Source organism: Streptomyces sp. NPDC090445 (genome assembly GCF_044769385.1).
GTDB lineage: Bacteria > Actinomycetota > Actinomycetes > Streptomycetales > Streptomycetaceae > Streptomyces.
The window spans coordinates 214,289-228,145 of the sequence record NZ_JBIVXV010000012.1; the positions used below are offsets into that span (position 1 = coordinate 214,289).

The 13,857-nt window shown below is 73.7% G+C and carries 10 protein-coding genes; all 10 read right to left on the reverse strand.

The window, feature by feature from the left end; all coding sequences use genetic code 11:
• Positions 1–35: 35 nt before the first annotated feature.
• Positions 36–2,837 carry a lantibiotic dehydratase gene (locus tag ACIQUT_RS23465; RefSeq protein ID WP_403565331.1) on the reverse strand — a complete coding sequence of 934 codons (2,802 nt, stop codon included), beginning with the start codon at positions 2,835–2,837 and terminating at the stop codon, positions 36–38.
• A gap of 91 nt (positions 2,838–2,928) precedes the next feature.
• A complete protein-coding gene (locus ACIQUT_RS23470) occupies positions 2,929–3,111 on the reverse strand; it encodes a thiazolylpeptide-type bacteriocin (protein ID WP_403565333.1) in 183 nt (60 codons plus the stop codon).
• 65 nt (positions 3,112–3,176) lie between these two features.
• The gene (locus tag ACIQUT_RS23475; protein WP_403565335.1) at positions 3,177–3,350 is read right to left on the reverse strand and encodes a thiazolylpeptide-type bacteriocin; all 174 of its coding nucleotides are present in this window, start codon (positions 3,348–3,350) and stop codon (positions 3,177–3,179) included.
• A 465-nt stretch (positions 3,351–3,815) separates the two neighbouring features.
• Complete coding sequence (locus ACIQUT_RS23480; RefSeq protein ID WP_403565337.1) at positions 3,816–4,037, reverse strand: helix-turn-helix domain-containing protein; 222 nt, start codon at positions 4,035–4,037, stop codon at positions 3,816–3,818.
• A complete protein-coding gene (locus ACIQUT_RS23485; RefSeq protein ID WP_403565339.1) occupies positions 4,037–4,522 on the reverse strand; it encodes a DUF2975 domain-containing protein in 486 nt (161 codons plus the stop codon). The genes ACIQUT_RS23480 and ACIQUT_RS23485 overlap by 1 nt, the downstream gene beginning before the upstream one ends.
• Positions 4,523–4,669: 147 nt before the next feature.
• Positions 4,670–4,858, reverse strand: a complete 189-nt coding sequence (locus tag ACIQUT_RS23490) for a hypothetical protein (protein ID WP_403565340.1) — start codon at positions 4,856–4,858, stop codon at positions 4,670–4,672.
• Positions 4,859–4,878: 20 nt separating this feature from the next.
• Positions 4,879–5,628 carry an SRPBCC domain-containing protein gene (locus ACIQUT_RS23495; RefSeq protein ID WP_403565342.1) on the reverse strand — a complete coding sequence of 250 codons (750 nt, stop codon included), beginning with the start codon at positions 5,626–5,628 and terminating at the stop codon, positions 4,879–4,881.
• Positions 5,629–5,666: 38 nt separating this feature from the next.
• Positions 5,667–6,926, reverse strand: a complete 1,260-nt coding sequence (locus ACIQUT_RS23500) for a cytochrome P450 (RefSeq protein WP_403565344.1) — start codon at positions 6,924–6,926, stop codon at positions 5,667–5,669.
• Positions 6,927–6,937: 11 nt separating this feature from the next.
• Positions 6,938–7,153: an MbtH family protein gene (locus ACIQUT_RS23505; protein WP_403565346.1), complete on the reverse strand. Its 216-nt coding sequence runs from the start codon at positions 7,151–7,153 to the stop codon at positions 6,938–6,940.
• A 5-nt stretch (positions 7,154–7,158) separates the two neighbouring features.
• Positions 7,159–13,857 (reverse strand): amino acid adenylation domain-containing protein (locus ACIQUT_RS23510; RefSeq protein ID WP_403565348.1); only part of this gene is annotated, 6,699 nt, incomplete at its 5' end.

Sequence of the window (13,857 nt, forward strand, 5' to 3'; positions counted from 1 at the left end):
TCCTCATCGTCTGTCGTCTGTCGTCTGTCGGCGGGTCACCGCTGCGTGCGCCCGTCCCGGTAGACCTCCAGGACCAGTTCGACCGCGCGGGTGGGGACGGCGAGGCCGCCGGGGGCGGGCAGTGCCTCCTCCAGGACGGCCCCGTCGCCGTACCGGGAGAGCCACTTGGGCAGGCAGCGCAGGTGCAGGGCGTTGCCGAGGTCCACGAGCTGGGGCTTCGGCCGGTCGAATCGGGCCAGGAAGTCGTCGGTGGCGCGGCCGGTGGGGGCGGTGGCGGCCGGGTGCAGGAAGACCTGCTCGGGGAGGTCCAGCAGGGCGCGCCAGCGGGCCGCGGCCTCCGCGGGGACCGGGCCGGCGGCGCCGAGGTCGGCGCGCAGCTCCCGTACGACGCCGGGCGGCAGCAGCCAGCGGCGGCGGCCCAGCACGACGTGGCGGTGGCGCAGCCGGGGGGTGACGGCGACACGGCCGCCGGGCGCGCTGAGGGTGTGCCGGGGGGTGAGCTGCCTGAAGTCGACGACGCCGTGGGGCTGGTCGCACAGGTGGGCGCCGATGCGGCGCGGGAGGAGGACGGGGGCGAGGAAGCCGAGGTAGAGCACGTCGAGGTGTTCGCCGGTGTTCTTGAGCCGGATGCGGACCTGGTCGGCGGCCGGGTCGTGGACGAGTTCCAGGTCGGCCTCGGCGAGGGAGGCCCGGCTGCGATCGGGGCCGATCTCGTCGGGCACCAGCAGCGGGTGGAGGTTGGCGTTGAACCCGCCGACGGGCCGGATCTGCGCGGCGCGGGCGGCGGGCCCGAGGCCGCGCCGGATCTGCCGGGACACCTCGGCGGCGGCCCGCGGGTCGAGGGCGTCGAGGAACCGGCTGGTGAAGCGGCCCCAGCCGCCGTACACGTGGTTGACGCACAGCAGGCCGCGGGCCGGGTCCCGCTGGAGGAAGTAGGCGTAGCTCAGGGGCCGTTCGACGGCCCAGCCGGGGAGGCGTGCGCCGAGGCCGCGGAGCAGGCCGGCCGGCAGCACGAGCTCTTCGGCCGCGGCGGCCTGCTCCTGCCCGCCGGCCTGCTCCGCGGCCTCCCGGACCCGGTCGGCCACCTCCGTGCGCAGCCGGGCCAGTTCGGCGGTCCCGGTGGGCAGGGCGTCCCGGCCGGCGGGGTCGAGGAGGGCGAGGCGGCCGGCGGTCTCCCAGGCCTCGGCCACGTCGGTGCCGAACTCCCACGGGTGGGCGCAGCGGCCGCCGGGGCCGTACCGTTCGACGAAGCGGTCGCGGATGACGCGGCGTACGAGATGCCCGAGGTCGAAGAGTTCGGCGAGCGCGGTGACCTCGCCGAGGGCCTCGTGGTCGGCGGTGTCGAGGAAGCCGTCGAGTGCCAGCGGGTGCGGGGCGACGACGTCCTCCGAGAGCACGGTCAGCGGGGCGGAGACGGCCGGGACGGGGCGTCCTGCGTCGGCCAGCTCCGCCTTCCAGCGCTCGGACAGGGTGGCGAGGAGTGCGGGGCGCCGGGCGGCGGGGGCGTCGCCGAACGCGGCGGTGTCCCGGCCGAGTCCGGCGATGCGGTCGGCGCGGGCGGCGTCCGCGGCGTGCGCCGGGTCGTCGGGGCGGGCGGCGGCGATCTCCCGCAGCCATGCCGCGAGGGTGTCGAGCGGCTCGTCGTCCTGCGGCGGGACCGGGTCGCCCGGCACCAGCAGGCCTGCCTGCCCGAGGCGGTCGAGGAAGGTGCCGGCCGCGGCGGACGCGTCGCCGCCCGCCCCGTTCAGGGCGGCGGTCAGCAGCCGCGTCAGCTCGTCCAGGGGCACGGCGCCGGTTTCGGTGTGCTCGGTGACCAGGCGCAGCGGGCCGGTGTAGGCCAGTTCGGCCTCGTCCTCGCCGGGGACGAGGTAGCGGCCTCCGGCGAAGGTCGCCCGGTCGCGGGAGTACGTGGCCCGCCCGTCGGTGATCCGGGCGGTGCTGGTGGCGCGGTGCGGGAGGGTGGTGCGGCGGTGCGGGCAGTCGAGGAGGGCGAGGGTGAGGGCCGCCGTCAGGGTGCGGTTGGGCCGCACCAGGGCGCGGAGGGGGCCGTCGAACTGCGGCCCGGCACCCCAGGACGGCACCGGACCGGCCGGGGCCGCGGCGGCCGGGCCCGCGGCGGCAGGGGGCACGGCGGCCGGGGGCGCGGCGGGCTCCGGGCCGGGGCCGACGGGCCCCCAGCCGACGGCGGTGAACCAGGACAGCGGGCTGGTCTTGGTGCTGGCCCGCAGGGCGTAGCGCAGCACGGCGGCCTCCTCCTTGCGTGCCCGGCGGTCGGCCGCGCCGGTGGCCGCGCGTTCCAGGGCCCGGTGGAGGTCGGCGCTGGTGAGGGCGACGGCCTTGGCGAGGGCCGGCTCGCGGCACAGGCCGGCGAGGGCGAGGCGTTCGGCGGCGAGGGCCTGTTCGGCGGCGGCGCCGAGCCCGTCGAGCAGGGCGCGGCGGCTCTCGCGCAGGGCGGTCCAGGCGGCGAGCCGGGGGATCCGGTCGGGCAGGTCGCCGAGGCGGGCGAGCAGGGCGGGCCGGGGCTCTCGCCCGTTGTGCAGGGCGCGGCGCAGGGGGAGGACGACGTCGCGGTGGAAGTCCGCGGGATGGCCGTCCCGGCTGTCGTACAGGTCGTCGCAGAGCGGCCCGGTGGTGTGCAGCAGTCGGGTGTCGAGCCGGTGCAGGCGGGCGAGCAGGGCGCGGAGGGCGGTCGCGGCCGGCTGCTCGGCGGGATGGGCGAGTACGGTGGCGCGGGCCAGTGCGTAGGGCGCCGACCGCACCCGGTAGGCACCGCCACCGACGCGGTCGCCGACGCCGGTGGCGGTGGCGGCGACGGCCGTGGAGTACGGCTGCGGCATGGGGTTCCCCGTCCTCTCGGTGGTGGTGCGCGGGCCTCCCGCCGCACGCGCGGTGCGGCGGGAGGCTCTGTGTGCGCGTACGGTGCTGCGGTTACAGCGGCAGTTCCGGAGTCTGCGGGTGGGCGCAGGACGAGGAACCGCAGGAGCAGGAGCTGCCTCCGTTGGACGCCCCGCCCTCGGGCAGCGCGATGGTGTCCTGCATGGAGGTCACGGTGAGGTCTCCGAGGTCGAGGTCCTCGACGTCGAAGGCCGTGGCGCCGCTTTCACCGGTCATGAATGTGTCCTCTCGTTGAGTTCCGGCTGATCGTGGTCGGTGCGGTGTGCGGGCGCGGGTGGGCGTCAGCCCACGATGACGCCGGAATCCAGGTGCGGCTTGTTGCAGGAGGACGACGCCTGGCAGGAGCAGGAGCCGTGGGACGCCCCGCCCTCGGGCAGCGCGGCGGAGTCGCGCATGGAGGTGACGGTGAGGTCGCTGAGGTCCAGGTCCAGGTCCTGGAGGTCGAATTCAGACATGCGTATCTCCCGGGATTTGGGGACGGAATACCGAATGCGCCATGCATGAAATGCCGCAGCCCACGAGGGACGAAAACGTCGGCATTCGGGGCTGCTTTCGAGCAGATTAGACACTGCCGGATTCACCGCGCGATCACAAGAGATCACAGAATAAACACAAATAGATTGTCAGGTCCAAATACCGGCTGGCCTGTTCTATTCGACCGGAAGCAATCCGGGTCAGGAAAACAAGAACTCCGCATTCCGCATTCCACTCCCCCCGCCCGGACGACGACGAACCCCCGCCCCTTCCGCGAGGAAGGGGCGGGGGTTCGGCGGGAAGGCCACGCTCACAGGTCGCGATCGCCGACCAGGACGGCGCGGTGCAGGGCTACCGGAATCCACCCGGCGAAGTGGGGACGGCGCTGGGGGTGCACCCCGTCAAGGGCCGGCGGTTCCACGTTTTCGCACCCGCCCCGGGGCGCGTCATCCGGCCGGGGCGCCCTCGGCCTCCCAGCGCAGCAGGTCGCCCGGCTGGCAGTCGAGCACCTCGCAGAGCGCTGCGAGCGTCGTGAAGCGCACCGCCTTGGCGCGGCCGTTCTTGAGTACCGCCAGGTTGGCGGGCGTGATCCCCACGCGGTCCGCGAGCTCGCCCACGGACATCTTCCGCCGGGCCAGCATCACGTCGATGTCGACGGTGATCGGCATCAGATCACCTCGTCCAGCTCGGCCTGCATCTGCGTCGCCTCGACGTCGCGTGCGACGGCCTGGGCGAGCAGCATCCGCAGCACGAGCACGATGAGGGCGACCCCCAGGATGGCCACGCCGACCCCGCCCATGATGAGGGTGACGCCCGGGTCGTCCCGCTGGCCCGGCGCGTTGACGGCCGTGACCGCGAACCACACGAGGGCAGCCGCCACGATCGCGCCGATCACACCGTCCACGTACCGGAAGGCGGCGGGGGAGAACACGGTTCCGCGCCGCACCATCGCCACCAGCCGCCCTACGCAGACCAGCGCGACCTGGGCCGACACCATGCCCAGGATCGTGATCAGGCGCAGCGGGGTCAGCGGAAGCGACCCGTCCTCCGGGTCGGTGAACAGCGCCCACACCATCAGCACCTGCACGAACACGGTGCCGAGGAGCACCACCGCGAGCACAGCGCGCAGCGCACCCACTGTCAGCTTTCCCATGGGCCATCCTTCCATCGAGTTACGATGGAAACCTATCGATTTTCGATAGGCGCCGCAAGGGCTGCGACGGCCTCCCCACGGAGCCGGTGCCGTACGGGGTCGCTGAAGCTCCCCGACGGCACCGGCCCCGTGGGGTCGGCGGGCGGTCTACCAGCGGCTGTGCGACGGCGTCAGGCTGAGCTTGGCGCTGAGCGCCGAGAGGAAGATCGGGAGCTTGTCGACCATGGCCCTGGGGACCGGGGTGGTCTGGACGGTGCCCCGCCTCACGTCCTGGACGACGAGCGTGTAGGCGCCGTTCTCCTCGACGAGTTCGGCGGCGTAGAGCAGTGTTTCCATCGAGGTTTCCATCGGAGGTCCTAGGCCTGGGTGTCGTTGAGCCAGACGGTCCACGCCTTGGTGGCCTGCTCCTCGTCGGCGTCCTCGGCGAACAGGTGGTGGCCCAGCCAGACCGGCGCGCGCCAGGTGCTGCCGTTGAAGAACCGGTACAGCGCGTCCGGGCCGCGCAGGCCGACGAAGTCGCGGCTGAGCCAGTCCACGACCACCTCCTCCGAGCCGCCGTCCGTACCCGGGAGGTCGAGCTTCAGCCGGTCGCCGACGGCAGCGTCGTCGGCGAGGCCGAGGCGTCGGCGCAGGGCGGCGAAGCCGGCGGGGTCGGCGGTGGGTTCGGGGCACAGGGCCTTGACGTAGACGGCGGGGCGGCCGGCGAAGTGCCGCAGGTACTCGGCGAGGCCGTGCTGGTAGAAGTCGACGTGCTTCTCGGCCGCGTCGGACTTGGTGTCCCAGTTCCAGCTGTCGTCGACGACGCCCGTGTGCACCCAGTGGATTCCCATCCGCAGGTGGCTCGTTCCGCCGGCGCCCGGCTCGATGTGGTAGCTGAGCGTATTGGAGAACCCGCCGTCCTGGGTCGCCCGAACGGCGAAGTGGCTCGGCGGCTCCCAGGCCACGACGGTGGATTCACCCCGGGTGGTCTTTCCGCCGACGCGCGGCTCGACGTCCATGGGGTAGAGCCAGCCGAGGTTGCCGGCGCCGGTGGCGACCGCGTCCCAGACCTGCTCGGGTGTGGCGGGCAGGTCCTGCTCCCGGCGGACCTCGAACTCTCGGGCCATGGTCAGTTCTCCTTCGTCGTCGTTCAGTCGTTCGTGTGTCAGTAGGTGAGCGGGAGGGCGCTCAGCCGCCGTTGCAGCGGGTTGGGCCGCCATTCGAGGGCGGCCCCGCCGACGGCTTCGTCGGCCAGCCGCAGCTGCGGGAGCCTGCGGACCAGCGTGCCGATGGCCACCTCCGCCTGGAGCTTGGCCAGCGGGCCGCCGAGGCAGAAGTGCGGGCCGTTGCCGAAGCTCAGGTGCCGGTTGCCGGGGCGGGTCAGGTCGAGCCGGTCGGGGTCCTCGAAGCGCTCGGGATCCCGGTTGGTCGCGGCGAGGAACAGGTACACCAGCTCGCCCTCCCGCAGCGTCCGCCCGCCGATCTCGAGGTCCTCGGCGACGACCCGGACGATCGCCTGGGTCGGCGTGTCGTAGCGGGACAGTTCCTCGACGGCGGTGCGGATCAGCGCCGGGTCCTCGCGCAGCCGGGCCAGCTGGTCGGGGTGGCGCAGCAGGGCGAGGGTGCCGTTGCCGATGAGGTGGGTGGTGGTTTCGTCGCCCGCGGTGATGAGGACGAAGCAGGTGGACAGCAGTTCGGAGTCGGTGAGCCGGTCGTCCTGCGCCTGGGTGGTGACCAGGGCGCTGATCAGGTCGTCGCCCGGATCGGCGCGCCGTCGGCGGACGAGCCGCGCGAGGTACTCCTCGTACTGCTCGATCGCCGCCTCGGACTTGTCGATGTCCTCGGTCAGCCGGCCGAAGCGGCGGAACCAGGTCTTGACCTGCGGGCGGTCCTCGGGCGGGATGCCGAACAGTTCGCAGATGACGGACATCGGCAGCGGGGAGGCGACCGCCTCGACCAGGTCCATGGTCGGCCCGGCCGCGAGCGCCTCGTCGATGAGCCGGTCGACGATCCGCTGGATGCCGTCGCGCAGGGCTTCGGCGCGCCGGGCGGTGAAGGCGCGGTTGGCCAGTTTGCGGAGCCGGGCGTGGTCCGGCGGGTCGGTGTTGGTCATCACCCGGCCGAGCCGGTCGGTGAGCCGGCTTAGGGCTTTCAGGTCGCCGCCCAGCGCGCCGAGGGCCCTGGTCATCCGGTCCCGGTCGATGGACAGCCGCGGGTCGCCCAGGGCTGCCTCGACGTCGGCGTACCGGGTGAGGTGCCAGATGCCCTGGGCGCTGCGGTGCACGGGGCTCTCGCGCCGCATCCGGGCGTAGAACGGGTACGGGTCCCGCCGGGCCTCGGGGGTGAGCAGGTCCGCGGCGAGGTCGTGGGGCGGGGCGAGGCCCGCCGTGGAGCGGGCCTCGTCCGTCGTGTCGGTCAGGTTCACTGCGGGCCGCGCTACCGCTGGGCGTTCATGGCGTCGGCGAGGCTCTTGGGCCGCATGTCGGTCCAGGCCTGCTCGATGTACTCCAGGCAGGCGGCGTGGGTGCCGGGGCCGTGGGCGACCGTCCAGCCCTCCGGGACGTCCGCGAACTGCGGCCAGAGCGAGTGCTGGTTCTCGTCGTTGACGAGCACGAGGAAGGTGCCGTCCTCGTCGTCGAAGGGGTTGGTCATGGGAATCAGTCCTCCTGGTGGGAAAGGGTGGTGTCACCGGTGGCCTCGGCGAGCCCGGCGGCCAGGATCGGTCCGATCTGGGCCAGCGAGCCGGCTTCGGTCATCCGGTCGTGCCGGGTGGTGATCTCGTGCGATGCGATCCGGCCGGCGATGTAGGGGCGCCAGGTGCCGGGCCCGGTGTTGTCGTCGGTCCGGTCGATCGTGGAGTTGAACAGCAGCAGGTCTCCGTCGAACCTGCCGGGGACGAAGGCGACCGCCAGCTTCGCGTTGTTGATCATGATCTGGACGATGACCTCGATCTGCTGCTCCGTCAGGCCGGCCAGAGCGCTGCCCCGCCGGTTCAGCACCTCGGCCACCTCGCCGTAGGTCAGCGCCCGGTCGCCCAGCTCGTCCGGGTCGACGTCGAGCACCCCGGCGAGCACGTCCCGCTCGGTGGGCACGGGCATCTCTTCGAGCTGCACGTCCTTCACCGGGTAGGCGTCGAGGATCGCCAGCACGGCGGTCCGCTCGCCGCGCGCCTGCAGCTCGCAGGCGAGCGCGTGGGCGATCAGCCCGCCGGCGGACCAGCCGAGGAGCAGGTACGGGCCCTCCAGCTGGATCTTGCGGATCTGGTCGGCGTAGTCGGCCGCCATCTCCTCGTAGGACGCCGGCAGGGGTTCGGGCCTGCCGAGGCCGCGGGCCTGGATCGCGTAGACCGGGTGCTGAGGACCGACGTGGTGCAGCAGCCCGCTGTACGACCAGCCGATGCCGCCACCGGGGTGGATGCAGAACAGCGGAGTTGCGGTCCCGGTCGAACGCAGCGGCAGCACCACGTCCAGCGCGTCGTCGGGATTGTTCATGACCAGGCGTTCGGTGAGCCCGGCCACGGTCGGTGCCTCGAACAGCATGCGCAGGCCCAGCTCCACGCCCAGGGTCTCGCGGGCCCGGGACGCCAGGCGGGCGGCCAGCAGCGAGTGCCCGCCGAGGTCGAAGAAACTGTCGTCGATGCACACCTGCTCCCGGCCGAGGACCTCGGCGAACAGGCCGCACAGCAGCTGCTCCTGCGGTGTCCGGGGGCCTCGCCCGGCGCCCGGCGCCCCGTAGTCGGGGGCCGGCAGAGCGGCCCGGTCCAGCTTCCCGTTGGCGGTCAGCGGCAGCGCGTCCATCGTGACGAACGCCGACGGCACCATGTACTCGGGCAGTTCACGGCGCAGCCGATCGGACAACTCGGCCGCCTCGGGTGCGCCCGGGGGAGCCGGTACCAGGTAGGCGACGAGCCGCTTGTCGCCCGGCCGGTCCTCGCGGGCGATGACGGCTGCCCGGGCAATGCCGGGGTGCGCGGCCAACGCCGCCTCGATCTCACCGAGCTCGATCCGGAACCCTCGCAGCTTCACCTGATCGTCGGCACGGCCGACGTACTCCAGTTCCCCGTCGGCACGCCGACGCACCAGATCCCCGGTGCGGTACATCCGCGCACCCGCCGGTCCGAACGGGCAGGCGACGAACCGCCCGGCCGTCAGGCCCGGCCTGTTCAGATAGCCGCGCGCCAGGCCCGCGCCCGCGACATACAGCTCCCCCACCACTCCGGGCGGCACCAGCCCCAACAGCTCGTCCAGCACGTACACCCGCGCGTTGGTGATCGCACGGCCGATCGGCGGCACACTTGCCCCGGGCGAGAGCGGGTCGCTCATCGTCGCGCACACCGTCGTCTCCGTCGGACCGAAGGCGTTGATCATCCGGCGCCCGGGCGCCCACCGGGCCACCAGCTCCGGCCCGCACGCCTCGCCCGCCACCACCAGCGTCGACACGCCCACCGCAGCCTCCGGCAGAGCCGCCAGGACGGACGGAGGCACAGTCACATGCGTGACTCCCAGGCGCGGCTCGGTCAGCGCGACCACCGGATCCCCCGCGGGTGGCAGGACCAACGCCGCCCCGCACAACAGGGCCGTGAAGATCTCCGACACCGACGCGTCGAAACTCGGCGAGGCGAACTGCAGCACCCGACTGCCCGGCTCGATCGCGAACCGCTCGATCTGCGCGGCCACCAGACTCGCCATACCGCCGTGACCGACCAGCACGCCCTTCGGCCGCCCCGTCGAACCCGAGGTGTAGATCACGTAGGCCGGGTGCCGGACGTCGAGGGCGACCTTCGGATCGGTGTCCGGCCATTCCGAGACCTCGGCCGCCATCGCCGGATCGTCGACCACCACCGCCGGCCGCGCGTCGTCCAGCATGAACGCGATCCGTGCTTCCGGGTACGACGGATCGACCGGCAGGTACGCGGCCCCGGCCTTCAGCACGCCCAGGACCGCCACCACCGACTCCACCGACCGCGGCAGCGCCACCGCCACGACCTGCTCCGGCCCCACACCACGCGCCAGCAACGCATGCGCGAACCGGTTCGCCCGCGCATCCAGCTCCGCGTACGTCAACTCAGTGTCACCGCTGACGAGCGCGACCGCGTCCCGGGTCGCCGCCACCTGCGCCGCGAACATCTCCGGCAGGGTTCCGGCGACCGCACCGCCCTCGGCGGCAGGCAGCAGCTCGCGGCGCTCCCCGGCGGACAGCAGGTCGATCCTGCCGATCGGCTGCTCCGGAGCAGCGACGACCGCGGTCAGCAGCCTGGTCCACCGGACGAAGAGCGTCTCCACCGTCGAACGGTCGAACAGGTCGGTGGCGTACTCCACCACGCCGACGATCCCGGCCGGGCTTCCGTCCGGCCCGAACCGTTCGGCGAGGCTCACACCGAGGTCGAACTTGGCGGTTCCGGCAGCCACCGGGTAGGCGGCCACGTCCAGGCCGGGCAGCGCGAACTCGCCGCCCGGCGCGTTGTGCAGGCCCAGCATGACCTGGAACAGCGGGTGGTGCGCGAGCGACCGCGCCGGGTTGACGACCTCGACCAGGTACTCGAACGGCACGTCCTGGTGGCCGTACGCGGTGAGCGCCTTCTGCCGGACCCGGCCGAGCAGTTCGGCGAAGGCGGGGTTGCCGCTCGTGTCGGTGCGCAGCACGAGGGTGTTGACGAAGAAGCCGACGAGCTCGTCCAGCGCCTGGTCGGTGCGGCCGGCGATCGGGCTGCCGATCGGGATGTCCGTGCCGGCGCCGAGCCGGGTGAGCAGCGCGGCGAGTCCGGCCTGGAGCACCATGAACATACTGGCGCCGCGCGCGGTGGCCAGGTCCCGCAGCGCCCGGTGCAGTTCGGCGTCCAGCCGGACCGCGACCTGGCCGCCCTGCTGGGAGGCCACCGGCGGCCGGGGCCGGTCGGCGGGCAGCTGCACCTGCTGCGGCAGCCCGGCCAGCTCGTCCTTCCAGTAGGCCAGTTGCCGAGCGAACAGGCTGTCCGGGTCGGCGGCGTCGCCGAGCAGGTCGCGCTGCCAGCAGGTGTAGTCGGCGTACTGCACCGGCAGCGGGGACCACTGCGGTTCCTCGCCCCGGCAGCGCGCCGCATAGGCCGCCGCGAGGTCGCCGGTGAGCGGGCCCATCGACCAGCCGTCGGCGGCGATGTGGTGCACCACGACCAGCAGCACGTGCCGGTCGGGCGCGAGCGCGTACAGCTCCGCCCGGACCGGCGGTTCCGCGGCCAGGTCGAAGCCGCGCCGGGCCGCCTCCGCCAGCCGCTCGGCCAGCCGGCTCTCGTCGAGCTCGACCACCGGCAGCGCCGGCTGCGCCTGCGAAGCGCTCAACACGACCTGGTACGGCACGCCGTCCGTCTCGCGGAAGACCGTCCGCAGGCTCTCGTGCCGGGCGACCACGTCCGCGAGCGCGGCGTGCAGGGCCGACCGGTCGAGGCCGCCGGTCAGGCTCAGCGCGAACGGCATGCTGTAGGTGGCGCTCGGCCCGTCCATCCGGTTCAGGAACCACAGGCGGCGCTGGGCGAAGGACAGCGGCACCCTCCCCCAGCCTTCGGCCGGGGGTACCCCCATGGGCCGCGGCCGGGCGGTCAGCGCGGGCCGCGCCGTTCCGGACCCGTCCAGGCGGGCCGCAAGCCCGGCCACGGTCGGGGCCTCGAACAGGGTGCGGACTTCCAGCTCCGCGCCGAGGGTCGCCCGGACCCGGGAGGCCAGGCGGGTCGCCAGCAGCGAGTGCCCGCCCAGGTCGAAGAAGCTGTCCTCGACCCCGACCCGGGCCAGGCCGAGCACCTCGGCGAACAGCTCGGCGAGGAGCTGCTCCTGCGGGGTGCGCGGCGCCCGCCCGGTTCCGGCCGGGCCGAGGTCGGGAGCGGGCAGCGCGCGGCGGTCGAGCTTGCCGGCGGCCGTCAGCGGCAGCGCCTCCAGCGCGACGAACGCCGACGGGATCAGGTACTCGGGCAGCCGGCCGCGCAGCCAGTCGCGGAGTTCACCGATGAGGGCACCAGTGCCCCGGCTGCCCGTCGGGCGGTTGGTCAGCGACGACAGCGCCGTCCCGGTGGCCCCGGTCGGCCGGTACGGCTCGACCGGGGAGCCGTGAGGGGTCCGCGGGTCGGCGAAGACGACGTCCACGGCGTCGGCCGCGGTGGCCGACCAGGCGACGCCCACCCAGCGGTCGAACTCCAGCCCGAGGGCGTGGAAGTCGTCCGGGTCGGGGAGGTCGCTCTCCTCCGGGGCGTGCAGCCGCTCCAGCAGCTCGGCGAGTGCACCGTCCCCGGCCTGCACCGCCCGGGCCAGGTCGGACTCCCGCACCACGCGGCGGTTCGGGACTCCGGTGATCCGCAGCATGTCCGCGTGCGGCCGGGCGAGCAGCTCGCGCAGCTCGGCCGGCCCGGCGACCTGACGACCCCACTCCAACTCGACGGGCCGGCTCGGGGCCGCCGGGCTGACAGGCGTCTTGTGCAGTGTCACGTCGTAGCGGTAACGGGTCAGTTCGTTGTGGTGGCGGCCGCGCTTGACCTCCACGGCCACCGCACCGATGTCCGTGCCGCGCTCCCGCAGGACGGTGAAGAAGTCCGGGTCGACCAGGAGCTCCTTCTCCACCCTGACGGCCTGGTCCACCGCGCGGCGCACGGCCGCGAGGTCGGCGCCGTCGCCGGTCCGGTGCAGCTGGACGGCGGTGGCCAGAGAGCGCAGCAGCCGCAGGTTGCGCACGTCGCCGACGAAGAGCGCGCCGCCGGGGGCGAGCAGCGCCATCAGCCGTTCGATCACGTCCGCGAGGTAGTCGGCGGACGGGAAGTACTGCACCACCGAGTTGATCACGATGGTGTCGAACTGCCCGGCCGGCAGTCCGTCGGTGTCATGCGCCGGGCGGGTCTGCAGTACGACGCGCTCGGCCAGGTCCTCCTGCCGGGCGACCTGAGCGGTCAGCGCGTCGATCGCGGTGGCGGAGAAGTCGGTCGCCCAGTACGACGCGCAGTGCGGTGCGATCTGCGAGAGCAGCAGACCGGTGCCGACGCCGACCTCCAGCACCCGGCGGGGGCGCAGGGCCAGGATGCGGGCCACGGTGGCGTCCCGCCACTCCCGCATCTGCTCCACGGGGATCGGGCACGCGTCGTAGCTGCTGTTCCAGCCGACGAAGTTCCGGCCGAAGACGGCTTCCCCGGGGGTGATGGGCAGGGCGTCGTAGATGTCCTGCCATTCGCCGACGTGGTCCGCTTCGAGGCCGCTGTCCCGGGCCGTGTCCTGGCGCGGGACGACGTAGCCGGTCAGCCGGTCGTCCTGGGCGAGGACGGCGGCCCGTGCGACGGCGGGGTGCTCGGCCAGCGCCGCCTCGACCTCGCCGGGCTCGACCCGGAAGCCGCGGACCTTCACCTGGTCGTCGGCGCGGCCGACGTACTCCAGCCGGCCGTCGCCCAGCCAGCGCGCCAGGTCGCCGGTGCGGTACATGCGCTCACCGGCCCCGAACGGGCAGGCGACGAACCGTCCGGCCGTCAGTCCCGGCCGGTTCAGGTAGCCGCGCGCCAGCCCCGCGCCCGCGACGTACAGCTCCCCCGCCACGCCCGGCGGCACCGGCCGCAGTCGCCCGTCCAGGACGTACACCCGGGCGTTGGCGATCGGCCGGCCGATCGGCGGCACTCCCGTCCCCGGGGAGAGCGGGTCGCTCATGGTCGCGCACACCGTGGTCTCGGTCGGGCCGTACGCGTTGATCATCCGCCGGTCCGGTGCCCAGCGGTCCACCAGCTCCGGCGGGCAGGCCTCACCCGCCACCACCAGCGTCGACACGTGCACCGAGCCCTCCGGCACGGCGGCGAGGACGGACGGGGGCACGGTCACGTGGGTGATGCGGAGGTCCGGGTCGGCCAGCGCGGCGAGCGGCTCGGCCGCGGGGGGAAGCACCAGGGCGGCGCCGCGCAGCAGGGCGGTGAAGATTTCCGACACCGAGGCGTCGAAGCTGGGCGAGGCGAACTGGAGCACCCGGCTGTCGGGCTCGATCGCGAACCGCTCGATCTGGGCGGCGACCAGACTCGCCACGCCGGCGTGGCCGACCACGACGCCCTTGGGCCGGCCGGTCGAGCCCGAGGTGTAGATCACGTAGGCCGGATGCCGGACGTCGAGCGCGATGTCCGGTTCGGTGTCGGGCCAGTCTCCCCCGGCCACGGTCGCCGGGTCGTCGACGACCACGGTCGGCCGTGCGTCGTCCAGCATGAACGCGATCCGCGCCTTCGGGTACGCCGGGTCCACCGGCAGGTACGCGGCCCCGGCCTTCAGCACACCCAGGACGGCCACCACCGACTCCACCGACCGCGGCAGGGCCACGGCCACGGTCTGCTCCGGGCCGACCCCGCGGGCGATCAGCGCATGCGCGAACCGGTTCGC